General features: G+C 48.1%; 20 protein-coding genes and 2 pseudogenes. 14 read left to right on the top strand and 8 right to left on the bottom strand.

The window, feature by feature from the left end; translation table 11 throughout:
• Nucleotide 1: 1 nt before the first annotated feature.
• The gene (locus EII32_RS08950; protein WP_125235085.1) at nt 2-2128 is read left to right on the top strand and encodes a S46 family peptidase; all 2127 of its coding nucleotides are present in this window, start codon (nt 2-4) and stop codon (nt 2126-2128) included.
• Nucleotides 2129-2459: 331 nt separating this feature from the next.
• A complete protein-coding gene (locus EII32_RS08945) occupies nt 2460-3110 on the top strand; it encodes a hypothetical protein (RefSeq protein WP_125235084.1) in 651 nt (216 codons plus the stop codon).
• A gap of 270 nt (nt 3111-3380) precedes the next feature.
• Here EII32_RS08945 and EII32_RS08940 read toward each other — a convergent pair whose 3' ends face one another.
• Complete coding sequence (locus EII32_RS08940; RefSeq protein WP_233582359.1) at nt 3381-4457, bottom strand: galactofuranosyltransferase; 1077 nt, start codon at nt 4455-4457, stop codon at nt 3381-3383.
• Nucleotides 4458-4492: 35 nt separating this feature from the next.
• Nucleotides 4493-4732, bottom strand: coding sequence for a hypothetical protein (locus EII32_RS08935; protein WP_148096822.1), 240 nt, complete (start codon nt 4730-4732; stop codon nt 4493-4495).
• A 276-nt stretch (nt 4733-5008) separates the two neighbouring features.
• Here EII32_RS08935 and EII32_RS08930 point away from each other — a divergent pair, with 276 nt between their 5' ends.
• The 8 genes from EII32_RS08930 (at nt 5009) to EII32_RS08895 (ending at nt 12862) form a co-directional block, all read left to right on the top strand.
• Nucleotides 5009-5659 carry a hypothetical protein gene (locus EII32_RS08930; RefSeq protein ID WP_125235082.1) on the top strand — a complete coding sequence of 217 codons (651 nt, stop codon included), beginning with the start codon at nt 5009-5011 and terminating at the stop codon, nt 5657-5659.
• Between the two features lie 5 nt (nt 5660-5664).
• Nucleotides 5665-5964, top strand: coding sequence for a winged helix-turn-helix domain-containing protein (locus EII32_RS08925; RefSeq protein WP_125235081.1), 300 nt, complete (start codon nt 5665-5667; stop codon nt 5962-5964).
• Between the two features lie 86 nt (nt 5965-6050).
• Nucleotides 6051-7133 carry a 4Fe-4S binding protein gene (locus EII32_RS08920; RefSeq protein WP_125235080.1) on the top strand — a complete coding sequence of 361 codons (1083 nt, stop codon included), beginning with the start codon at nt 6051-6053 and terminating at the stop codon, nt 7131-7133.
• Nucleotides 7134-7297: 164 nt separating this feature from the next.
• Entirely contained in the window at nt 7298-8515 is a 1218-nt protein-coding gene (locus EII32_RS08915; RefSeq protein WP_125235079.1) for a uracil-xanthine permease family protein, read from the top strand.
• 196 nt (nt 8516-8711) lie between these two features.
• Nucleotides 8712-9455, top strand: coding sequence for a DUF5020 family protein (locus EII32_RS08910; protein ID WP_125235078.1), 744 nt, complete (start codon nt 8712-8714; stop codon nt 9453-9455).
• A 21-nt stretch (nt 9456-9476) separates the two neighbouring features.
• The gene (locus EII32_RS08905; protein WP_199741421.1) at nt 9477-10772 is read left to right on the top strand and encodes an NCS2 family permease; all 1296 of its coding nucleotides are present in this window, start codon (nt 9477-9479) and stop codon (nt 10770-10772) included.
• Nucleotides 10773-11244: 472 nt separating this feature from the next.
• Entirely contained in the window at nt 11245-12480 is a 1236-nt protein-coding gene (locus EII32_RS08900; RefSeq protein ID WP_125235076.1) for a site-specific integrase, read from the top strand.
• Between the two features lie 16 nt (nt 12481-12496).
• Nucleotides 12497-12862, top strand: coding sequence for a hypothetical protein (locus tag EII32_RS08895; protein ID WP_125235075.1), 366 nt, complete (start codon nt 12497-12499; stop codon nt 12860-12862).
• A 49-nt stretch (nt 12863-12911) separates the two neighbouring features.
• On the opposite strand, the gene EII32_RS08890 is transcribed toward EII32_RS08895, so the two are convergent.
• Nucleotides 12912-13214, bottom strand: a complete 303-nt coding sequence (locus tag EII32_RS08890) for a helix-turn-helix domain-containing protein (RefSeq protein ID WP_004341615.1) — start codon at nt 13212-13214, stop codon at nt 12912-12914.
• A 37-nt stretch (nt 13215-13251) separates the two neighbouring features.
• Entirely contained in the window at nt 13252-13530 is a 279-nt protein-coding gene (locus tag EII32_RS08885; protein WP_008564112.1) for a helix-turn-helix domain-containing protein, read from the bottom strand.
• Nucleotides 13531-13751: 221 nt separating this feature from the next.
• On the opposite strand from EII32_RS08885, the gene EII32_RS08880 reads away from it, so the two are divergent.
• Complete coding sequence (locus EII32_RS08880) at nt 13752-14105, top strand: helix-turn-helix transcriptional regulator (protein ID WP_125235074.1); 354 nt, start codon at nt 13752-13754, stop codon at nt 14103-14105.
• The gene (locus tag EII32_RS08875) at nt 14089-14409 is read left to right on the top strand and encodes a helix-turn-helix domain-containing protein (protein WP_125235073.1); all 321 of its coding nucleotides are present in this window, start codon (nt 14089-14091) and stop codon (nt 14407-14409) included. The genes EII32_RS08880 and EII32_RS08875 overlap by 17 nt, the downstream gene beginning before the upstream one ends.
• 90 nt (nt 14410-14499) lie before the next feature.
• Here EII32_RS08875 and EII32_RS08870 read toward each other — a convergent pair.
• From EII32_RS08870 to EII32_RS08855, 4 genes and pseudogenes are all read right to left on the bottom strand, one after another.
• Nucleotides 14500-19989: pseudogene (locus tag EII32_RS08870) on the bottom strand (helicase-related protein).
• A complete protein-coding gene (locus EII32_RS08865) occupies nt 19976-20407 on the bottom strand; it encodes a DUF1896 family protein (protein ID WP_125235072.1) in 432 nt (143 codons plus the stop codon). Before EII32_RS08865 ends, EII32_RS08870 begins: the two are co-directional and overlap by 14 nt.
• 137 nt (nt 20408-20544) lie before the next feature.
• Nucleotides 20545-22674, bottom strand: a complete 2130-nt coding sequence (locus EII32_RS08860; RefSeq protein WP_125235071.1) for a type IA DNA topoisomerase — start codon at nt 22672-22674, stop codon at nt 20545-20547.
• Nucleotides 22675-22708: 34 nt separating this feature from the next.
• Nucleotides 22709-24103, bottom strand: a complete 1395-nt coding sequence (locus EII32_RS08855) for a DUF3945 domain-containing protein (RefSeq protein ID WP_125235070.1) — start codon at nt 24101-24103, stop codon at nt 22709-22711.
• Between the two features lie 283 nt (nt 24104-24386).
• Here EII32_RS08855 and EII32_RS08850 point away from each other — a divergent pair, with 283 nt between their 5' ends.
• Nucleotides 24387-25235 (top strand): AraC family transcriptional regulator, encoded by an 849-nt coding sequence (locus tag EII32_RS08850; RefSeq protein ID WP_125235069.1) that lies wholly within the window; start codon nt 24387-24389, stop codon nt 25233-25235.
• 96 nt (nt 25236-25331) lie between these two features.
• Nucleotides 25332-25486, top strand: a pseudogene (locus EII32_RS08845) (MATE family efflux transporter); the annotation flags it as partial.

Here is a 25486-nt window from a genome sequence, read left to right as displayed (position 1 = left end):
AATGAAGAAATTATTATTATTAATCTCAATGGTGACCGTATTCTCGTGGCAGCAGGCACGCGCCGACGAAGGTATGTGGACACTGTACAACCTGCCGTGGGCAGTGTATGAACAAATGAAAGCCGAGGGCTTCGAAATGCCTTACAATGCACTCTACAAAGGAGAGGGCGCGCTTAAGGATTGTGTAGTTAATTTCTCGGGATTTTGCTCGGGAGTGGTGGTAAGTCCAGACGGACTGGTTTTTACAAACCATCATTGCGGATTCGAGAGCATTCGCAGTCATTCGACGGTGGAACACGACTATATGCTGAACGGATTTTACGCAAAAACCTATGCAGAAGAACTGCCGAACGAGAACATGTTCGTAAGTTTTATGATTGACCAGTGTGATATTACCGACCGGATTAACGCCATTGCAAAGGCTAAAGGCATCGAAGAGAGCAAGTGGGACGAAATAATCGACTCGCTGGAGAACGTTATGAACGACTCGGTAAAGAACATCGACAAGACATATCACTTGGAGATAGCCGCTTTCTATGAGAGAAACAAGTATTACGCAACAACGTATCAGATGTTCAGCGACTTGCGACTTGTATTCACCATACCCAAATCAATGGGTAAGTTCGGTGGCGAGACGGACAACTGGATGTACCCGAGACAGACCTGCGACTTCGCCGTATTCCGCATATATGCAGACCCTAAGACCAACGGACCGGCAAAATACAGTGCGGAGAATGTGCCTTATCGCCCGAAACGATGGGCAAAAGTGTCAATGGACGGATACAAAGAAGGCGATTTCGCCATGACCATCGGCTACCCGGGAAGCACAAACCGCTATCTGTCAAGTTTCGGAATACAGGAGAGACGGGATGCGGAGAACGCCGTGAGAGTACAGGTGCGCGGAGTGAAACAGCAGATAATGAAGAGACACATGGACGCTTCGGAAGCCGTGCGCATCAAATATGACTCGAAATATGCACAGAGTTCGAACTATTGGAAAAACTCCATCGGAATGAACAAGTGCATCGACTCGGTGGGTATCGTTAACCTGAAACGCGGGCATGAGGCGAAAATACGCGACTTCCAAGAAAAGACCGGTTTCCTGAAAGGGGAACTCGACATAGACGAATTGGGACGGTTGTACAAAAAGCGGTTTGAGACTAAACGCGCAATGACATACTTCTTCGAGACGTTTTACCGCTCGAACGAACTTGTGTCGCGGTCGCTGAAAGTTAATTCGATGCATGTGGAGATGCAGGGATCTGACGACAAACCGGAAAAACAATACTGCGTGCTTGCCGATAACAGCAAGGAATGGGACGCGCCGCTTGACAAAGAGGTGCTGGCTGCACTGCTGAAAAATTACCGCGGACACGTTCAAGAGAAATATCTGCCGGAGTTCTATGCCACCATTGACAAGAAATTCGGAGGCGATTATGCCAAGTACGTGGACTTCCTTTACAAGAAATCGGTGTTGATGAAAAACGGAAAGAAACTGTATGTCAACAAAAAGAACTTTCATAAAGACCTTGCCGTGAGCATGGGTATCGACATTCTCGCGGAACTTGCAGTGATGTCTGCCGAAATAAGCGACATAAACGAGAAGATAGACAGGCAGGAGAAATTGCTGTGTGCGGCAAAACTGCGCATGGAGGAAGACATGCCGCACTACTCCGATGCAAACTTCACGATGAGATTGAGTTACGGACAAGTGGGAGGATTCATGCTCAACGGCTCGCCGACAGGGTATTACACAACAGCGGAGAGCATACTCGAAAAGATGAAACGTGCAAACGAGGTGCCGGACTACTATGCCGAGCCGATAATGCACGAACTGTTCAGCAAGACAGACTATACACCTTATTCTGACAAGACCACCGGCAAAATGCAACTGTGTTTCCTGACAAACAACGACATAACGGGTGGAAACAGCGGCTCGCCAATGTTCAACGGTAAGGGAGAACTCATAGGACTGGCATTCGACGGTAACTGGGACAGTTTGTCGAGCGACATCTATTTCGACACGGAACTCGCACGATGCATCGGTGCCGACATTCGCTATGTACTCTACATGATGGACAAGTGGGGACATGCCGACCGACTGCTGAAAGAGATTAATGCACAATAAACTTTACGTTCTCCGGGTTTCATTAATGATGAAATATACCGGAGAACGTTTGCCATCAGTTTTACCGCCGAAGTGGAAACCGCTTTGCCAAAGCGGTAAAACTGATATTTCAAACATTTGCTCAAAATTAATTAGTAGTGTATTCACGTTTGTTTTTCAGTCTGTTGGTTGCATGTAAAAAGGAGTGTGCCAGACAGTATTGATGATACCTGCCAAGAGAATGAATGGAACAATACGTTAAGATACGGGTAAAAGAGTGGCAGATAAAAACCATAGATATACAAAATTAATTTTTAATACAGACTTAAATAAACCTATAATATACATTATTATGAAGAGAATATTGTTTTTAGTTTTCTGTGTGGGATTGATCACGTCATCATGTAATATCGTGAAAGGAGGTGACTTTAAAACTTCCGACCTCATGCTGTTCGAACTAAAAGGGCATGTCAAGACGCTAAAATACAATCGTACCGATCCTTATGTTGTCACTTTCGATGAGAATGGCATGGTTACTTCGTGTCCTTGTTATGACCAAAGTTCCAACTTTAATTTTAAGAACGGAAAGGCTGTGGGCAAGTATTTCTCGTCAAATCGCAACGCAAAAGGGCAACTTACCAAATATGCTTATGAGCCTGTGGGCAACAATTATTGGCGTCTTGATATGTATGAGATTACCTATAACGACAACGGACAAGCAGACACTATTGTGCATACCGGTTGGGAATCTCAAAGCGAAATAAAATGTAAATATGACGACAAGGGGCTTTGCATCGAAGAGGTGGAAGATTATTATATGGCATCAATCGTTGGTAAAGAAACCAGAACTTACACTTACATCAAATTCGACGACAACGACAACTGGATAGAGCGTAAGTGCAAGAAACACAATGTGGAATGGGAAGAAGATGATAACTTAAATAATAAAATGGCACGTGATGAAGAATATGTCGAGACGCGAACCATAACCTATTACCAGTAAAAAACAAACAAGGATTTAAGATTAATTTAAACCCAAATCGGTCATTAGAACCCTCAACCGATTTTGTCCGATTGTTGAGCAGATGTGCAGCCGTTTCATCGAAGGAGTGGCGGGCTGCGTCGAAATGTAATGGCTGCGCAGATGTCAGCAAGCGGGCTAAAGTAGTCGGGAAGCGTAACGGCAATAGCAAATCTGAGCAAATGCGGTCTGATGACCGGTTTGGGTTAAAGGGCGAGAATATAAAATCAACCACTGCCACTAAACGGTTTGTTACTCTGTGGTTTCATTAATCTTGTCCGTCGCTTTTTCTACAGCCTTGCGCATCGACATTCCGCCGGCAAGGTTGTGGGAAACGCGTTTCACGTTGTCACGCATCTTCCTCATCTCGTCCTCGGTGATGTTTTTAATACGGTCTTCTATATCGTCTATTCTGTCTGTTGTGATTCCTATTCCCTCACGTTCAACAATATTTGCTATGGCAGACCGGCTCCAAACGATTAACGGCATGCCTGCACGCAGGTAGAACGATGCCTTGTGCGGAGTGTTGATACGCAGATACTCGCCAAAATCGCCGGTGCAAGCGGTGAGCGAGTCGCCGTCCCACACCAATCCGAAATCGCCCGTCGCCGTGGATATAAAGTCGTCAGACTCCATCGGTTCGTGAAGAATCAGATTCCGAGCCGGTTTCAGTTCGGCGATATGATTGCGTCCATACACATGTATCTCGCAATGTTTTATACATCCGGACAGTTTTACCAAGAACATGTTTTTACGCTCTGCTATTGAACCGGCATAGACAATTTTGTGCGGAGGGAATGTAGTCGGTTTGTCCGTTGTTTCCGAATTCGAGAGATAATCATGCAGTCCCATGCCGTGGCATGGTCGTTCAAGTCCGTGTTCCTTTAACCATTCAGCCATTGTGTCGTTGGCGGCTATGATATAGTCGGAGTTCGACAGACGGCATATTTCCTGCTTCACGGTGAGCCTCTTTCGGCGGAAAGCCCCGAGGTCATGGACAAACGCCATGGTATTTGCGCCTCGCCACCTCGCCACCCGGCACATGAACGAGAAATATTTCTTTGTCGGGTATTGCAGGAAAACCACGTCCCCTTTTCTCACCGACAGCGCATACGTCACTATTCCTGCCAAGTCTGTGAAGAAAGCCGCAATGCGTTCCTTGCAATAGGTGCGCCTGAGTCCGAGATTGTGCGCCCCCGTTTGTGCCAATATATCCTCGTAATCTCCCTTTGCCTTGTTTCCCGCGCTGTGTCGTCCCTTGTAATTTCGCGATACATAGCACAGTCTTCTCCCATTTGTCATGTTGTTGAGATGTTTGTATTTACACAAGTTGTTTGCCGCTGCAAAGGTAACAAATAATCTGTTCAAATTAAAAAAACATCGGGCGTATCTGTTACCGTAATGCTTTTTATTAGTTCTACGGCAGTCGGAAACAGATTGTCTTGATACGCTTTATCCTCTTCTTTGCGAATGAGGATGGAAAGCGGTTGTTCCCACGTCCAAGTCTCCATGAGGTCTTCATGGTTGTCTTTATTTGCTCCTTCCCTGCATGTTATGTCAACGTTCTTATATTTCTTGCCGTCAATTTCGCCGATATTACTCACCAAAACCGCCGATATTGGGAAACAAATTCGGCGGTTTTGGTTTATTGTCGAATATAAAACCGGTAATATTGAGCAAACAAATGACAAACCATTGTTTACAACTCGTTTTTGATGCGGTAAATAATGGCGGATAGTTAAAAACAGAGCATGAAATGTTAAAATATCCTTTTACACTCAAATTGTTTACAAAACGATTTGGTTTACATTATAAACTTATTTATCTTTGCAATGTGATCACAAGTTCAATAGTATAAAACCTTTTAATAAACACGAATTATGGAAGAACAGAAAAACATGACTGCCGAGCGCAGTTTGGAGATTATCACTCACAGTATCGAACAATCTCGCCGCGATATAGAGCGTGGAAGTTGGAAGTACATGCTGCTGTGGGGCGTGTCCGTGAGCGTCATAGCCCTCGTTGTGGGGCATCTGTGGAAACATTACCCCATAGGTCCCGGAGCCAATGGTCTGTGGGGATTGCTGGGATTTGTGGGAATATATGATTATATAATGCAGAAAAGACAACCGCGCAAGCCTCTGACCTTTATAAGCAAGAACATCAATTATGTTTGGAGTTGCTTCGGGGTGATGGCAGGAAGCATTGGTTTCACGTTAGGATTACTCGGAGGTTCCGGTTTGCTTTCTCATACTACTTCGGCGCCGTTACCCCCTGGTGCGGAGGTGTTGGTATATTATATCCCTATAACATGTATAATTATTTTCTCGATGGGAGTGGCAGGTATGATAACAGGTTGCATGCTGCGCAACAAGTTGATAGTGGTAAGTAGTTTTCTTTCGGGAGCCATCGGCAGCATACTCTCGGTAATGTTTGCCGGTCCGAATGAAATGATAGTACTTTCGGGAGTGTCTGTATTGGCATTGATATTGCCGGCATTGGTAATAAGGTTTAAGGAAAATGGAGAGTAAGGCTTATGTTTGATAAATTAGACCCGTTGCTGCACAGCGAGCTGCGTTTGGCAGTAATGTCTATACTTATTAACGTGGAGGAGGCCGATTTTACATATATCCGCGAGCAGACCGGTGCCACGGCGGGCAACCTCAGCGTGCAGATAGACAAACTGCAACAAGCAGATTACATCGAAGTAAGCAAGGGTTTCGAGGGCAAACGCCCGAAAACCACTTGCAGAATAACCGCCAAAGGGTTTCGTGCCTTCGAAGGTTATGTCGATGCTTTGAAGGGTTACATACAGTATCCCGGAAAAAAGGAATAGTTTGAATGAATTGAAAAAAACGACTTGCGGAGCCTCTGCGATAAGAATTTTTTCAGTAACTTTGCATTGAAAAAGGGAAAGAAAGAATGAAGAACAGAGATTTTTTGAGACATGTCGTAATGTTTCTAACGTGCTTTTCGATCCTGCTCGTTGTGTCGGTAAACCGCGACGGCAGGATTTTCGGAAATAGTTTGAAATCGGAAAAGAAATCGGTCACGGACGAAAAGACAGACACCATACGAACAATGGAGGACGGTACGGTGGTTGTGAACACCGCCGGGATAGGCAAGGATATATTGGGCTACGGCGGACAAGTGCCCCTCCGCATATATATAAAGGAAGGACGCGTGGCAAAGGTGGAAGCACTTGATAACACAGAGACACCCGATTTCTTTGCCGATGCTTCCAGTCTGTTGACCAAGTGGGACGGCAAGACAACGGAAGAGGCGTTGGCAATGAAAGTAGATGTGGTGTCCGGAGCCACTTACTCATCGCGGGCGATAATAAAAAACGTACAGGCAGGATTGATGTATGCTCGCGAAAATGCTGTCGGAGAGTCGTTTTTCGACAAATTGGATTTGTCGGCAAAGTTGCTTGCGGGGCTGGTTGTGGTACTCATGGCTGCCGTCATTCCTTTGATTACACGCAACAAGCGTTACCGCACTCTGCAACTTGTGCTTAACGTTGTCGTACTCGGTTTCTGGTGCGGAACGTTCATCTCCTACTCACTTCTTGTCAACTATCTGTCAAACGGCATAGATATATGGTCTCAACTTGTACCCGTGATAATGCTTGTAACGGCTTTCGTGTATCCTTTCTTCGGAAAAAAGAACTACTATTGCACACATGTCTGTCCGTGCGGTTCGTTGCAAGATTTGGCAGGTAAGGCGCGTGTGAGGAAACTGAAAATGAGCCGGCGTACCGTGAAATGGCTCGATGATTTCCGTAGAATTTTGTGGGTGGTGTTGATGTTTCTCATGCTTGCAGGCGTTTTGACAGAGTGGATGGACTATGAGATGTTTGCTGCGTTCATCTTCACGAGTGCTTCTGCTGTTGTTATTTCTATTGCGGTTGTCTTCGCGTTGCTATCGGTTGTGGTTCCACGCCCGTATTGTCGTTTCGTTTGTCCTACGGGAACATTGTTCAAGTTGTCGCAAGGCATTAAGTGAAAAATAGTCGCCACGGGTGGAATGTTGATGAGTCATGGAAACATTTTTTGTAATAAGTGTTATAAATATGTAAAAATAATGTTGGTGTTTCAACTTTTCTTTGTAATTTTGCGCAGCCTAAACGGCATCATTGCTCGGAGAAATCTTTATCATTATAAATAAAAATGAGAACAGAAACACTTTCAAGTACCAAAAAGACAGTTGTCGGCGTGCAATTTCTTTTCGTTGCATTCGGCGCGACGGTTCTCGTACCTTTGCTCGTGGGCATCAATCCTTCAACAGCCCTTTTCACCGCAGGTCTGGGTACATTCATCTTCCATTTCGTCACAAAAGGCAAGGTTCCGATATTTCTTGGAAGTTCGTTTGCTTTCATTGCGCCGATAATCGCTGCCACCGAACAATGGGGACTGCCCGGCACTTTGGCAGGACTGACCAGTGTTTCGCTGGTATATTTCCTGATGAGTGCGCTTGTCAAATGGCAGGGAAGACATTTTCTCAACCGTGTTTTCCCTCCGGTGGTAATCGGACCGGTGATAATCCTCATCGGTCTTTCGCTTTCCGGCAGTGCGGTAAACATGGCAAAAACCAACTGGTTGCTCGCTTTCATCTCGTTATCCACCGCCGTTCTCGTTCTCACTTTTGCCCGCGGGCTGATGAAACTGGTTCCGGTGATATGCGGCATCATAACCGGATATGTTGCCGCCGTAATAATGAAAGAGATTGATTTTGCGCCGGTTGTTGCCGCACCGTGGCTTACCAACCCCGTCTCCGTTGACACCATAACCAATTTTCAATGGGCACCGTTCTTGTATATGATACCCGTAGCCGTGGCACCGGTTATCGAACACATCGGCGATGTCTATGTTGTAAGTGCCGTTGCGGATAAGGATTTTGTCAAAGATCCCGGTCTTCACCGCACCATGTTGGGCGACGGACTGGCATGTCTTGCATCGGCTTTCCTCGGCGGTCCGCCCGAAACCACCTATTCAGAAGTAACCGGTGCAATGTCGATAACCAAAGTTACCAGTCCTGCGGTAATCCGAATATCGGCGGCAACGGCTCTCGTGTTCTCCGTAATAGGCAAGTTGAGCGCGCTGTTACAGTCTATTCCGCAGGCTGTGTTGGGTGGTATCATGCTGCTGTTGTTCGGCACCATAGCGAGTGTCGGCATCAACAATCTCGTTCAGCACAAAGTTAACATGAGCGAGACACGCAATGTCATAATCATATCCGTCACTCTTACAATGGGCATCGGGGGTGCGGTGTTGTCATTTGGCGACTTTGCCTTGTCCGGCATAGGTCTCTCGGCAATCGTCGGGGTGCTGCTAAACCTGCTTCTGCCAAAGACAAAGACTGCCGCGGAAGATGCCCGGGAAAAATAACCGTCCTTTCCCGTCATTACGCCGTTTGTTGTCTGTCGTGCAGTCCGCCACAACCTTTCTCCATGCAACGGATTGTCTGAAAAATAAACGTAAAGATGCAGGTAATCGATTTTGAACACCTATTTGTTGAATGAATCATAATCGAGTGTATGCTGCGAGTATATACCGTAAACTTTTATTTTTATAACTTTAAACCATGAAACGCTTTCTACTTATCTGCACAGTCATTGCCGCATTTGCGGGAATCGGCAGTGCGCAGAATGTGCAATTGCACTACGATTTGGGACATTCGGCAAACAAGGACTTGTCGTCGCGCCCGAGTGTTACCACAACCGTCGAGATGTTCAAACCCGACAAATGGGGCAGTACGTTCCTGTTTACCGACATCGACTACCAGCGCGACGGGGTTGCCGGAGCATATTGGGAAATATCCCGCGAGTTCAATCTTACTGCCAACAAGCAATGGGCGGCACATGTGGAGTACAACGGAGGACTTGCCTCGGACGAGAAAACGTGGAACGCCACCCGCTTCCGTCACGCTTTCCTTGCCGGCGGTGCATGGAACTGGCACTCTGCCGATTTCTCCAAGACCTTCTCTTTGCAGGCAATGTATAAATATCACTTCAAAAGCAGACACTTGGACGCTCGTCCTTTCAGCGGATTTCAGGTGACGGGAGTGTGGAGGATACAAATGGCAGGCAACCTGCTTACGTTCAGCGGTTTCTGCGATACATGGTACGACCCGGACGTAAAGGGAAAACTCATTGTGCTTTCAGAACCGCAGTTGTGGCTCAATCTAAATGCCGTGAAAGGCATGGAAGACCTGAACCTTAGCATAGGAACCGAGGTTGAACTCTCCAACAATTTCGTGTGGAACGACAAAGGGCGGCACGACAAATTCTACGCCATACCCACCATTGCCGCAAAATGGACATTCTGACAATAAAAGAATTATATTGACATGTTGAACAAAATACTGGGTTTCAACCCCAAGACAATGAAGATGCGCACCGAAATAGTTGCCGGTGCCACCACTTTCCTTACGATGAGCTATATCCTTGCCGTAAACCCCACGATACTTTCTTCGACGGGGATGGACAAAGGAGCACTGTTCACTGCCACTGCCATAGCCTCTGCCATAGCGACTCTGTTGTTGGCATTCATGGCGAAACTGCCTTTCGCACAAGCACCGTCTATGGGACTGAACGCTTTCTTTGCCTATACATTGTGTCAGGCGATGGGATATTCGTGGCAGCAGTCGCTGGCAATAATGCTCATAGAGGGCGTGCTGTTCATAGCCATCACCTTTTTCAATGTGCGCGAACTGATACTCGACAGCATTCCCCGTAATCTGCGCTTCGCCATATCGGCAGGAATCGGAATGTTCATCGCATTCATCGGACTGAAGAACGCTAGCATCATCGTTGCCAATCCTGCAACCTTTGTGTCGCTGGGCAACTTCACTCCCACGGCAACTCTCGGCATCATAGCCATCGTTCTCAGCGGAGCACTGATGGCGCGGCGTGTGAAAGGTTCGCTGTTTTACGGCATAATCATTGCCACCATCGTCGGAATACCGATGGGAGTGACCGAGATTCCCGACGGATGGCTGCCCATGTCGGCTCCGCATTCTCTCGAACCGATATTCTGCCGGTTCGATTTCGACGGCTTCTTCACACTTCAGACATTCCTTGTACTGTTCTCTCTGCTTATGGTAAACATCTTCGACACCGTAGGAACGCTGCTCGGTCTTGCCGAGAAAACGGGAGTGGTAAAGCCTGACGGCAGCATTCCTCACGTCAAGGAAGCCATGATGAGCGATGCCATAGGCACAACCTGCGGCGCGATGCTCGGCAGCAGCACCATAACGACCTACGTTGAGAGTGCGTCGGGAATAGCCGAAGGAGGACGTTCGGGCATGACATCTTTTGTCACCGGAATACTGTTCATTGCCGCATTGCTGTTCTCACCGGTGTTTTTGCTTATTCCCGGCTCGGCAACCAGCGGTGCTCTGGTACTTGTGGGAGTGCTTATGCTCGACTCTGTGAAGAAAATCGACCTCGGCGATGTCAGCGAAGCATTCCCGGCTTTTATTACAATGATAACCATGGTACTGTGTTACTCCATTGCCGACGGCATCTGCCTCGGAATTCTTAGTTTTGTGGTCATTAAGATATGCACCGCACAATGGAAGGCTCTCAACCCCACGTTGATAGTACTTTCAATACTTTTCGTAATCAATTTCGTATTTAAATAAGCATCGTGAATAATATGTAGAAACGTGGTTAAACAATTTATCGTGCTGCGTTTTTTGTAAACTCGCATGATAATTTGGAGATAACAAAACAACTTTAAAGTGTTTTTATCGAAAATCTATCCCCAAGGTTCAAGAAAAGGCGAAATAGCGTGAATGATTTGTGACACAGTCAGTTCTGATTTTTGAGCCTTTCGGCGCAAAACCTCGAAAAGACGGGTTTATACCAACTTCGGACAGAGCAGCGTTACCAAAACATTACCACCTCCTTTGCAAGTGAGGATTGGGAAAAGCGGTAACGAACAGTGCAAAATCCGACCTGAACTTCGGGGATTACCTCCTGCAAAGGTACTTCGATGAAAGGAAACAGGCAAATAAATTGCGGACCGTTTCTTTACCATTGAACGACAATGTTTTGCATAGCAACAAATAACCTGACAATGAATAGTTTTGTAAACCGTAAAAAGTCAGAGTTATGCGTAGTACGTTTAAGGTTCTGTTCTACCTCAAAAAGAACGCCCCCAAGAAGAACGGTTCCGTTCCCGTGATGTGCCGTATCACCATTGACGGTACGATAGCCCAGTTCAGTTGTAAAAGCGACATCCATCCCGATTTGTGGGACATCAAGAGCAATCGCGCTTCGGGAAAAAGTACCGTTGCGTTGGAAACCAATCGTTTCTTAGACAAGATACGTGTCGGTATCAATACCAAATACAAAGAGATTGCCGAAAGGGACAACTATGTCACAGCGGAGAAAGTAAAGAACGCCTTCTTGGGTTTGGAAATGCGACACGAAACCTTGCTGAAAGTCTTCGCCCGGCACAATGAAGACTTTGCCAAACAGGTCGATGCAGGCTTGCGATGCCCATCGACCTACCATAAGTATTGCACGGTCTATAAGCATTTGGAGGAGTTCATCAAAACCCGCTACCGTGTCAGCGACATTGCTTTGAAAGAACTCACTCCGGCTTTCATTACCGACTTTGACATCTTCCTGCGTACCGAAAAGCAATGCTGTAACAACACGGTATGGATTTACATGATGCCCCTGCGCCGTATGATTACCATTGCCCAGAATCACGGATGGATAGTCCGTGACCCGTTCGTGGATTACAGCATATCCGCCGAGAGTACCGATAGGGATTATCTAACGAAAGATGAAATCCGACAACTATTGGACTTCAAATTCCACCGCAAGTCGATGGAGCTGGTTCGAGATTTATATGTCTTCTGCTGCTTTACGGGTTTGTCCTTTACCGATATGAAGAACCTGACCAAGGACAATCTTCAAACTTCCTTTGACGGTAAACTCTGGATTATGACCAAGCGACAAAAGACGGGTGTGGAATCCAACATCATGCTTTTGGATATTCCGAAGCAGATTATCGAGAAATACGATGGTATGGCGAACGGCAACTTGCTTCTGCCCGTTCCGACGTATATAACCGCTTGCAAGAACATCAAGAAAATCATCGGACTTTGCGGTATTGAAAAAGAGATTACGTGGCATACCAGCCGCCACACGATGGCGACGGAAATCTGCCTGACCAACGGCGTTCCCATCGAGACCCTTTCCAAGATGCTCGGGCACACGAATATCCGCACCACGCAGATTTATGCCAAAATCACCCATGAAAAGGAAAGTCGGGACATGGCGGCACTCTCCGATAAGTTGAGTAAGATAGAGCAGTTCAATGGTATCACGATATAATCAAGGAGGAGGAACAATGAAAAGAGAAATCATAACCATTGGAGAGAATGGAAAAGTACATACCCCGACAACTACTCCCGTTTGGATGTCGGCTTGCGAAATAGCCGATTTGTTCGGCGTGTTCTCCGGTAAGGTAAACAATCACATCAAATCTATCTTCAAAGAGGGTTTACTCAGAGAAGATGGAGTGATGAGAACCTTATCTTTCAAGGGAGGAGCGGTGGATTTATACAATATTGAGATGATCACGATGCTGGCGTTTCGCTTTACCTCTCCACAAGCCAAGAGTTTTCGTCAATGGATAATCGGAAGACTGACCGAAAAGAAGAGAACAAGCCCTCCACTATTGATGTGCTATAACAAAGACGGATGGTACAACTGAATATGAGAACAGGCAGTAAGAAGCATTTTTCTTACTGCCTGTTTCTCCGTCAAGGCTTCTCAAACCGAGGACGGTAATTCTCCTGCAACAGCTTTTCCACATCTTCTTCCCGGTAGAGTACCTTTCCTCCTAACTTGATAAAGGAGATTCTCCCCATATTGCGATAATCCTGTAACGTGCGCCGGTTGATATGCAACAGGCGGGATAACTCATCATCCGTCAGATAGCGATGCCCGTTAAGCAGAGGTCTGTTCTTTTTCCGCAGGACATCTATCCCTTTTATCATACGGTCGCTCGCGTTGAGAAAGTGCGCAATCTCTTCGTTGTTTTTGGTCTTTACATCATTGTCCATATTTTATATCGGATTTAGTGGTGATATTATTAGTCGGTTATAAAGCGGAGGATTGTTCGAGCAGTTTACCAACATCCTCCGGCTTGTAGAACATCTTATACCCTATTTGCGTGTAGGGCAGCATTCGGTTGCTGCGGTAGGTTTGCAGGGTACGCAAACTGATGTTCAGGATTTGGCAGACATCCTGATTGTCCAGCCACCTGCCCATACGCTTTTCGTCACATTCCCGACACAAGGCATCCACTTTGGCGGTCAAAATGCGGAAACGTTCCATCATGGCTTCATACGTTTTCTTCTCGATTGTTATTACTTCCATATTTCTGTCCGTTTTAATGTTACACTTTGTGCAAATGTACTTACGGAGTAAGTGTTCAAAACCAACATTTCCTTTACTACGTACTTGTGGCTTCAATATGGATGCTTTTGTCGTATGGCTTTTGAAATAAGACTGAAAAATCTCTATTCAGTACATATTTAGCATACAATCCGGACGGTTTTAACTCCCGAACTTTGCAGCATAATCAAATTCAAAGCGTCATGGATGTCATAACAATCGAAAGCAAAGCCTACCATGAACTGATGGGCAAGATAGAAAAGATTCTCCGTTATGTGGAGAAAGAGGAAAAGGCAAAGAGAGAGTATGAGAACCGCCTTGTCACCAACGATGAGTTAGCCGAGATACTCGGTATCAGCAAGCGTACCCTTCAGCGTATGCGCAGTACGGACAGAATCAGCTACAAGTTGATTTATGGACGTTGCTACTATGACCTGCACGACATCGAGGAGGCGATACGTAACAGAAGTCTCTATTGTAACCCGAAGAATATGGAAGAACTACGACACAATTTCAAACTCAAAAGCAGGAGGATTAAGGATGGAACTATTGGATAGAGAGACCTTTCTTGAATGGATGGAACGCCTCATGAAGCGTTTCGATGACTTGAAACGGACGACTCCCGACATCCCCCAACGTCCGATGATAAATGGTGAACCGCTGCTGGATAACCAAGAGGTGTGCCTGATGTTTCAAATCAGCAAGCGTACCCTGCAACGATACCGTGCATCGGGTACGCTTCCTTTCCACATCGTTTACCACAAGACGTGGTATTTGGAATCGGAAATCCTTGCCTTTATGCAAACTCATTTTACTGAGAACCTCAAGCGGAAGAGAAACAGACATTCCCAAAGTGAGTAAGCCGGATTGTGCGCAATCGGTAAGCCCCCGTTTTGTCGTGATGACAAGGCGGGGGTTGTCCGTTGATTTGGGTTGACTATACAGATAGGGCTAAAATTTAGGTCTGACGATAAACACCTTTTCGGCCAAAGACGGAGGTATTCCGTCCATTGCGGGCTGTGTATCGGAGATACTTTGCCCGTTGCTTTCCAACGGCCTGTCGGTTTGAGCCGTGGAGGTGCCTACGGAAGTGGCGGTGACTGTCGGCTCAATCGGATGTGACCGTTCCATTTCTTCTCTCGTTTTTTCACCATCTTGCATCATTTCCTCCTCTTGCGGACACTCCGACTGCTCAATCGGCTTCAGGGAGAGCTGTATCTTGCGGTCAAGGGCGGCGAGTTCCGTTTTGAGATCTTTGAGCTGCTCTTCCTTTTTCCAAGAGCCGTTCACCACCTCCTGCAATACAGGAATATCCTTGGCTATCTTCTCCGTGTCAGCCTTAAACTTCTCAATCAAGCCGGGTATCTTCTCCAAGGCGTTCAGGAAGTTCATGCAGGCGAGTTGCGGGTCTGCCGCTATCCTGCCGTTGTTGTAGCTGTACTTCATTCCGCTTTCTCCCATCACGAAGAACTTGTTCTGCGAAAGGTCGAAAAGGTCCTTGGAGGAAGACTCCGTCTTGACCACGAGGTTAAATCCGTAGAGTGTTCCGATATTGAAATACTCTCCCCGTGTGCAGGCTTTCTCGTTGATTTCCGAAAGTTTGGCGGCAATGCGTTTCGGGTCACTTCCTTCCACCCCTTTGAGCGTTATCGGATTGAGAGTGTTTCCCTCCTTGTCTTTCTGCACACGGCTTTAGTACAAGTCCCAGTCGCTTTGAAAACGGGCAATCAGCTCCTTGTTGCCGTCCACCGTCCGCACGACTTCATCCAATCGGCTTCGGGAGGATGACTTACTGCGAATGAATGCCTGCCGTTCGCTGTCCAAACCGGCAATCTTCTTCTCCAACTTTGCCTTTTCCAACAAATCGGTATTTCCGGAGAGGATGGCGACGTATTCGGAAAAATTCATTCCCGACTTCTCGTCCATACTTCCCTCGTCGATGGTACGGCTGCCCATACGGTTGTTTTTGAGCTGTTCGATAAAGAGTTGCTTGTTGTGTAGGAGATTGAATTTATAGCTGTCAAGCGACTTCTCCACCGCATAGATGATGACATCCACCTTATTGTCGGCATGGTACTTGGCAACCTCATTGCCCTTACGCACGGCTCTGCCGTCCCTCTGCTCCAAGTCGGAAGGACGCCACGGCGTGTCCAGATGATGGATGGCCACGGCACGCTTTTGGGCGTTCACGCCCGTGCCGAGCATACTCGTAGAGCCGAACAACACGCGTATTGTCCCCTCGTTCATTCCAGCGATGAGCGTCTTTCGTGCCTTGTCGGTCTTGGCTTCCTGAATGAAGCGTATCTCCTGAGCGGGTATGCCATGGTCTTCCACCAACTTGCGCTTGATTTCGCTGTAGGGATTCCATTCGCCCGGCTTATATGTGCCGAGGTCGCTGAACACGAACTGCGTTCCTTTCTGCTCCTCGAACTTGCGGTAGTACTCCGCAATCTTGGCGGCACAATGGGAAGCCTTGTTATCCACATGATCTCCGTACTTGTCAGGGTCGATGAGCCTCAGATCCAAGCTCATCTTTCGAGCCATATCCGTTGCTATGAGCATCTTGGCTTTCTCTTCACTTTCTGAGAGTTTGGGACGTCCCAGCAATTCTGCATTGCCCGTCTTGGCAAACTCCACCAATTTGGCGATAAACTCCTCCTGTTCGGGTGTGGGCGGTATGTTGTGCATAATCTCATTCTTTTCGGGTCGGTCGATGCCGATGTCCTTTGCCGTCCGATAATCGGTGATTTGGGCATAGAAAGCTGCCAATTCAGGCACTTTGATGAAATAGCGGAAACGCTCCTTTTGCACGATTTCATTGGTGACGGAGAACTCATAGTCCACCGACTTCTTGGCGAAGATGGCAGCCCACGCATCAAAAGTCCTGATGTTCTGTGCTTCGAGGGCTTGGGGACGCAGGTACTTGAACAGCAGATACAATTCCGTGAGTGAGTTCGATATGGTTGTACCCGAAAGGAAGGTTGCTCCCAAGTCTTTCCCCGTCCGCTCCTGAATGGTGCGGATGGCAAAGAGCATATTCAAGGCACGCTGGCTTCCCTCACTGTTGCCCAATCCTGCCACACGATCGTGGCGGGTGTTGAACATCAGATTCTTGAACGTATGCGACTCGTCCACGAAAAGGTGGTCTATACCCATTGTCTTGAAATCCACTATATCGTCCTTGCGGTTCTCTATCTTGAACTTGATTTCATCCAGCTTTGCCCGTAAGTTCATCTGCCGCTTGACAAGCCCTTTCTCCATCGAACGGGAGATGCTGCGTCCCTGCTGACGCAATACTTCCAAGTTCTCTTCCACGCTGTCCAGCTCGTCCTGAATAATTTTCTGCTGTATCTCGTCCGACTGCGGTATCATGCCGAACTGGTCGTGCGTGAGGACAATACAGTCCCAGTTGTTGTTCTTGATGTCGTGGAAAATCCGCTGTCGCTTATCGGGCGTGAAATCGTTCTTGCCCGGATAGAGCAGCTTGGCATTCGGGTAAGCCGTTTGGAAAGTCTGTGCTATCTCCTGCACGTTGGCTTTGAGAGCGAGTATCATCGGCTTGTTTGCCAAGCCGAGCCGCTTCATCTCATAAGCAGCGGTGCACATGATAAGCGTCTTTCCAGCCCCTACCTGATGATCACAAATCCCTCCTCCGTTAAGTTTCAACATCCATACGGCATCCTTCTGGCTGTCGTACAGACTTTCGATGCCCAAGCCTTTCAGGTTGAGGTCGGGGAATGTCTGATGGGAACCATCATACTGGGGACGCACAAAACAATTGAAAGTGTCATTGTAGAGTTTCTCCAACCGCTGCTTGAACTCATCGCTCTGTTCGTTCAGCCAGTCGGTAAAGCCGTTTCGGATCTCGTCGATTTTGGCGTTTGCCATCTGTATGGCTTCGGTATCCCGTATCTTGACTTCCTTGTCTCCGACCATGATTTTCTTGGTAATGTCGGGCGTCGTATTCAGCAGGGCATGCTTCATCAGGGCAATGCCGTCGTATCGACGATGCTGTCCCCGTACACAGAACCTGTCCCAGATATTGGCATTGTGCATCCGTGCCTCCACGGAATACTCGTCCGCACTTGAATTGTAGCGTATCGTCACCTCCGTGTCGAAAAGGTGCGAGGCATAATCGGAGTAGAGATTTACGGGAATCCATCGCTCCCCGAAGTTGAAATCCAAGTCCACGAAAGGAATCGGTTCGGGGATGGCATCTTTCAGTGCCCGCAAGGAGGCTTGCGCCCTTGTGTCTTCCGGATGCTCCAAGAGATAGAGTTCGATACGTTCTGATGCGGCAACCACATTGCCCGATACGAACTTCTCGGCGATTTCATACTCTCCCTCCAAAGGATTGTAGTAAATCCTGTCGTGCAACTCGGAGAGCATCTCTTCCTCTGAGGTTTCAGGGAGCAAAGAGAGCATATACCCGGTGTCCACCGCTCCGAACTTATTGAGTGAAGCCGAGAGAGCCTCTTGGGCATTGCTCACCTCTGTCACTTCGTGCAGGCTGAACGAAACGGGTTGATGGAAAATGTCGGCTTTGAGCGTTTCTTTATCCACCTTCCGTTCCAAGAAAAGGATTTCCCTGCCACCGGCATCCATCAGGATCTGCTCGTGGTTCTTGCGGTCGTTCAGATACCCGTACAGTCGCACGAAACGGTCGTACAGTTCATTGAGGTTCTGTCGCAGGGATTCATTTTCTGCCTTATGCTCCGCTTCATAATCATAGAGCGCGTGGTAAGCATCCCGCAGGTCTATGTAGAGTAACATTTTCTGTCGCTCTTGGGACGGGAGGTCTATGGGTTGGAATATTCGGTTGTCCTCCATATCGCGGACAAGCATTCCGACCTGAAAGTCCGAGGCAAGCAGAGAACCCTCTCTGAGGTGTTCGTGCCATACTCCCTCATAGGGACGTGTCAGCATTCCTTTTTCCTTATCCTGCTGCCACCACAACTCTCCCGTGTCCCGTAACCTCATAGCAGTTTCTTGTGGCTTTATTTCGATAGTGGGAGAAGGAGTGGAAACCACAGCACGTTTCACAGTGGCGGTTTTTCGTTTGGGCTTTTCCTCCGGGATAACATTGCCGAAAAGGTCGAGCAGTTGTACCTGAGGAGCGACACTGATTCGGGACTGCTCCATCGGCTGTTCCTCTCTCGGTTGCACCACCTCTTTGTGCGGTTGTTCTTCTTTCGAAGCTGTTGGCGTAAGCGTTGGCTCTTGCTGCTTTATTTCGGGAGGAACGGAAACGGCAACTTTGGGCTGCTCCTGAATGAAGATATGCTTTTGGTACAACGCCATATCCAAGCGTTTGGCTAAATCAGCCCGCAGGATTTTACCCATATCGGTGGCGATGCCTTCCGCTCCGCCCTCGTGATGGAACAGGATGGCAGGCTTGCCGTAAGGGTCGGTATCCTGCTTCCACTCGGTGTGCACGATTTGCGACATGCTTCGCAGATAGGTATTGAACAGCACTCCGCTGGGGCGTTTCTCGCTCTTGATGAAACGCTGTTCCTCTTCGGTCAGACTTGTCTTATCGCTCTGCTTTTGCAGGACGATAAGGTCACTGCCCACTTCCGTTCCTGCATTCTCCGAGAAGAGATTGTTGGGCAGGCGGACTGCCGAAATAAGGCGGGTATGGCTCATCAGCCACTCCCGAACAGGCTCGTTCGACGGGGCATTCATGATGCCTTGCGAGGTGATGAAAGCCAGCACGCCGCCTTCACGGAGCATATCCACGCCCTTGACGAAAAAGTAATTGTGCAGGGACATGCGGGCGACCTTTCGTGCAGGTTCGTCCGTCTTACTGAAAATGGGGTCGAAGACGGCCACATCTCCGAAAGGAATGTTGCTGCTGACCACATCGAAATAACCTCCGAATTTGGATTCGATTTCCTCGAAGCCCCGGATGCGTATCTTGTCTTCGGGATGCAGGGCGGAGAGCATCTGTCCCGTAAGAATGTCTTTCTCAAAACCGAAGGTCGTATGCCATTCGGCTGCAATGCCGTCAAAAGAGCGGATAAACTCGCCCATCCCCGCCGAGGGGTCAAGGATACGCTTGGGGACGATGCCTGCCTCCTGTAAGGAAGCGGCAATTTCCCGCACTACGGGCGCAGGAGTATAAAAAGCGGTCATCACGGAGTTTTTCAGGCTCTGTACATAACTCTTGTATTGCGACTCGGAAGCGGTGTTGTCCCGAATGATGCGATGCAGTTCCATCACCAAGGGGAAAAGCTCCAGTTCCGACTTGTTCCATCGGGCGATGTCTTCCATCGTGTTGGCAGGAGAAAGGATACACTTCAGTGCACCGAAGCCCGTATAGGCCGCCAATATCGTGCGTTCTTCGGGCGTCGCCGAGCGTTGTTCCCGATGCAGGGCAAAGATCGTCTTGATAGCTTCTATATTCGCCCTTAGATGCTCTTTCTTATTATAGCTTGCCATCTTCTTCGAGTTTTAGTTGGACAAAACCTGTAATCTCCGTGTAGAGGGAGTTGTATTCGGGCATGTAGGCGAACTCGTCCGAAATCGGATACTTGGCGAAAATCTCTTCCAAGAGAGGGCGCAGGCGGATGGCGGTCTCCCTGACCGCTTCGAGCGGTACTTCGGCGGAGAACTCATTCCAAAGAACAGAAGAGATAGTATCGTGACAAGAGAAGTGCAGACCCGCATAGAGCGTCTTATTGGCAATGCCGATACATTCAGTTATGGGAAGACCGGCATCGAAGGCTTCGGCATAGGCTTCGGAAGCGGCTGCCGCACGTTCCTTGACAAAAGGAATCTCATCGGCTTTTTCGGGATGGCTTTCCCGAAGAAAAGAGAGCAGGGATAGCTCGTAATAGGAAAATCGAATGGCTGTCATATCTGTGATTTTAACAGGTGTATAATGCAAAGGCACTCGACGTCCCCGCCGAGTGCCACCACTAAAATCCGCAGTAAAAACAAGATGATTGTTTATGACCGCATCATTCAGTGGCAAAATTAGCAATTTACGGGGATTTACCTTCGGGATTTGCCCGTTTTCTTGCGTTCGGGGAAGACAAAGACCGTCTTGAACTCTCCATCCAAGGAGAGCGAAGCCTCAAAGCTCTTGCCCGCTTTGGAGGTGAAGCCCTTGATGATGCCTGTCTCCCCGTTCACCGCCAATTGCGTCAGCTGCTCGTCCGTGAGGTTTTTGCCTGCCACGCTGCGAAAAAGCGTCAGACCGCAATCGGGATCGGAACATTTGGCACATCGGGGATAGAAGACCAATGATCCTTTGCCGCATTTGGGACAATGGATGTCGCTCTGTTTCTTGGGAAAGAGGATTTTGGAGGAGAGTAGTTCGTCGGTAATCTGTGTGGCATAGCTTTCGATGCCCTTGCGGAAATCCCGCTCTTTCAATTCTCCCCGTTCGATTTTCGCCAAGTCCGCTTCCCACTGTCCGGTCATCTCGGCATTGCCGATTTTCATCTCCTTGACGATGGAATAGACGGCAAGTCCTTTCTCCGTAGGGACGAGCGATTTCTTTTGGCGCACCATGTACTCGCGGGCAAAGAGGGTTTCGATGATGGCGGCACGGGTAGCAGGCGTGCCGATGCCGCAATCCTTAAGCTGTGCACGCAGTTCCTCGTCCTCCAACTCCTTACCTGCCGTCTCCATAGCAGCTAACAGCGAACTTTCCGTGTGCAAGGGCTTGGGCTTGGTCGTACCCTGTGCCAACGAACAGGCACAGAGCGGAAGTTGCTTACCTTCCTCCCATTGGGGGATGATGATGCCTTCTCCGTTTTCCCGACTTTCCCGTTCTTCGGCTTCCGCCTGCTCCTTGTCTTTTTTCTTGCTGTTTTTGAGAACGGCACGCCAACCCTCTTCCTTGATGATTTCACCTTTGAGGATAAACTTCACATCCTCGCAGACGGCAGTAACCGTACTGACATCTTTCACGCAACGGGTGGAAAAAGCTTCGAGCATACGTCCGGCTATCATATCGTAGATGACCGCTTCCTCTCCGAACATGTCTATCGGCTTCTTGCCGGTGATGAGCAGGGCGTGGTGGTCGGTCACTTTCTTGCCGTCCACCGAATGTGCATTCGGTTCGGTCAGTTGGCGGGCATGGACACCCCAGACGGAATGGTCGTGCAAAAATGCTATCAAAGCTGGAATTTCGGCAAAGACATCTTCGGGGATATGGCGGCTGCCCGTGCGTGGGTAGGTAATGTATGCCTTTTCGTAGAGTTTCTGAGCCAAGGAAAGGGTTTGTTCTGCCGTGTATCCGTATCGGCTGTTCGCTTCTTTCTGCAGGGTTGTCAAATCATACAGAAGCGGTGGCTCCTGTTTGGTTTCCTTGCGCACAACTGTCTCTACAGTGGCATAAGGAGCCTGTTTGAGTTTCTCGTACAGGGCGGTGGCTTCCGTCTTATCGAACCAGCGGTCGGCAGAGGAGAAACGGAAGCTCTCATCACCCTCCCTTACGGCAAGGCTGAGTTGCCAGAATGGCTGTGGTTCGAACTTCTTGTTCTCCAAGAAACGGGAGCAGACCATACAGAGGGTCGGGGTCTGTACCCTGCCTAATGAGTAAGTACCTCTTCCTGCCGCAATGGATATGGCTTGTGTGGCATTGATGCCCACCAGCCAGTCGGCTTCGCTGCGGGCACGGGCGGCATAATAGAGGTTGTCATACGCCGCGCCGTTTTGCAGACGGGCAAGCCCCTCTTTGATGGCTTTGTCTGTCAAGGAACTGATCCACAGACGGTCGAACGGACGGGGAATGCCCAAGTATTCGTAAATGAACCTGAATATCAGTTCACCTTCCCTTCCTGCATCGGTGGCTACGATAATGCCTTCGCACGCTCGGAAGAGTTTTTCGATGACTTTCAATTGGGCTACTGCCGCAGCATCGGCTTTATAACCTTTCCCTTCCTTGATTTGGCGGGGAATAAGGGTGAAGACGGGAGGAAGAATCGGCAGGTTCTCTTTGTGGAACCCCTTGATACCATAGGCTTCGGGCATGGCTGCCGTTATCAGGTGTCCCAATGCCCACGTGACAGCATAGCCGCCTCCTTCGATATAGCCGTCTTTCTTGTTGGTTGCCCGAACAACACGGGCGATTTCACGAGCTACGCTCGGCTTTTCTGCTATAATGACTTTCATTTGTTCTTACTTTTTGGATGTTAGTGGTGGCGGATTACATTTTCATTCCCTTGGAACGCTTCTTCTCTTCTTCCTTCTGTTCCTGCTGGGCGGTAGGCTCTGTCTGTCCCTGTTTGAGTGGCTCTTTTATATGCTTGGTAGCCTCGTTGGTCTTGCCTTCGGAATTGACGGCGACCTGCGTGCGGGAAGCGTTGTCGGGAATGACCTCTTTGGTTTGAGACTTGTCGGGATTCCATTTGAGGAAATCGAACTTGTTCTGCTCGAAATTCGGACGCACATAGGCATTGAAAGGTTCTCCCCTCTTGTCGATAAGCCCGGTCATATAGACCGTCTGCCCTGCTTTGAGCTTCGCTTGTTCTTCGGGAGAGATGTCGCGTCCCAGCATTTTCTTGGGGACACGCAGTTCTTTCTGCTCTGTCTGTTCCTGCCCTTCGGGAACTTGTCTTTGTCGTTGTCCCTGCTTGGGGGAACCGAAACGAAATTCAATCGACCGCTTGTCGGCATTGAATTGAAGGTTGGCATTGAAATGCTTTCCCGTTTTGGAGGTCATACCCTCCACGTAGATGCTTTTGCCTTCCGAAAGTTCCTTTTTCTGCTCGTCGCTCAGCTTCACGCCCTTGATTTCATCTGGGATGCGTACCCGGTCGGCACTCAGGGCGATGATGTCGTTCGTCAGGCGATCGATGCTTACGAAACTGCGGGTCGGCTCATCTTTGCCGGGGAAGGTCAGCTCCACGGTACGACCGAGGTTGCCCGTTTCTCTGAGGGCTTTCTTGTCCTCGTCGGTGAAGGTATGCCCGAAGAACTCACGCTCCAATTGCGGCTCCTTGCGGATGGCATGGACAACGGGAATGAATGTTCCGTCTCCGGAGGCTTTCAAAGAGAGACGGGCATCGGTATAGAGGGAAACTTCTCCGATTTTGATACTGATGGGAACAAGCGGAGTCTTGCTGTATTGAAGCAGGTCATCAAGATGCTTGCCCTTTTCCAGACTCTCACGGCTTACGCCCATCTGCTCGAACTGCTCCCATTTCACCTTGTCGGGATCTATGCCTTGAAAGGACTGTTTCTGATCCCCTGCATAGTCCGAAGGATTGACACGGGCGGAGTCCAGCATCTCCTTATTGGATGGGACATCCGGTGCTTTGAGCATCTCAGAGAGTACACGGGCACTGGCAACGGCACTCTCAAAGGGAACCCTGAAGAAAGTCAGCGGTGTGGGGTGCTTGAACTGCCGCATGAAATTGGAAAGGAAGTTCTCCAGTGCATTGCTGTGCTTGTCGAACTTCAGGAAACTCTGTTCATGCTCGGCGGTAGGCGGAACGGTTTTCAGTCCGCCTTTCTCGTCCGTTCCTGTGACGGCTTTGAGATTTTCGCCCTTTTGATCCTTTACCAAAAGGACTTCTTGGTCTTTGATTTTTTCGTCCATATTACAATGTATTTAATGGCACCAACAGCGGTGCACGGACAAAAGTAAACCAAAGAAACAGTGTGCGTTATAGGTTTGGGATAACTGCGTACTTGTGGCTTCGATATGGATAGAAGTGGCAAAAGAAGTATGGTGTTTGAGCCATACCTTCATATTATCAGTTCTCTTTTTAATCGTATTGACGTGTAGTTCGAGTTAAAATATACTTTATAATTCATTATTCTGCATTATTATGATTAACTTTGTAAGTTTGATAATCAAAAAAACAATACCCGAAAGATATATGTCTCGGTTACCTATCCATAGAAGTTCACAACTCTCAGATTTCGGAGTCTATCTGAAGACTGTCATCTCTCGGACATCGGCATCTTCAGACAGATACGCCTTTTCTCATACCGATGATTATTATTTCTTTGGCTTCATAGAGGGTGGGCAATGCTGTCTGAATATTGATTTCGAGGAATACACTTTCGAGAAAGGAAGTCTGGCTATCATTCTACCCGGGCAGGTACATCGTATCATCGACGCTTCCAATCTTTCTGCAAAATTTCTGGTTATCGACTCGGTATTGGTGGATAAGGAGGAAAAACGAACGCTTGAGAGATACGGTCGCCCTCAAATACAACTATCCGACATATCGGAACAGAAACTATTATTATCACTTCTTGACTGCAAACTGAGTGGCATGGAAAATCCATCTGCCAAAGCAGTCGTTCAGCGACTGGCCACCGTCATTGTAGGGTTAGTCGTGGAGAATATAGTAAATGCAACGATAGCTCAATCCAGATTGCAGGGGACAGTGACCAGACACAAGGAAATAGTATGGGAATTTCGGGATTTGTTGGAAAGCAATATCCGAAGCAAACGTTTGCCATCATTCTATGCCGGGCGGCTGAACATTACCGTTGCCTACCTGAATGAAGCTGTAAATTCTGTTCTGGGGACAAGCGTGAGCCACCATATCCAAAACGAGATTATTTTGTTGGCTAAACGTCAATTGGTCTATACTACAGATTCCATCAAAGAGATTGCATATAGTTTAGGCTTTAACGATTACTCCTACTTCACACGGCTGTTTACCAAGGTTGCAGGCGTTTCTCCCACGCTCTTCAGAAGGATGTACCACGAATAGTGCTATCATTACCATTGTCCGTCTATTGTGACAGCCTGTATCCCACCGTACCTTTGCAGCGAACTTTATTCACTTAAAAAGATACGGATTATAAGGATGAACAACGCTGTAAATATTTTGCGAGAAGGAAGTATGATGAAAGCCCTGACAAAATTGGGGATACCTATTGTCATCGCAATGCTGATTATGGCAATATACAATGTGGTAGATACTTTTTGGGTTGCACGTCTTGGAACTCTTCCTGTCGCCGC

It is taken from the genome of Prevotella sp. OH937_COT-195 (genome assembly GCF_003932845.1).
Classification (GTDB): Bacteria; Bacteroidota; Bacteroidia; order Bacteroidales; family Bacteroidaceae; genus Prevotella.
The sequence above is the reverse complement of the archived record's forward strand: the minus strand, read 5'-3'. Positions and strand labels throughout refer to the sequence as shown.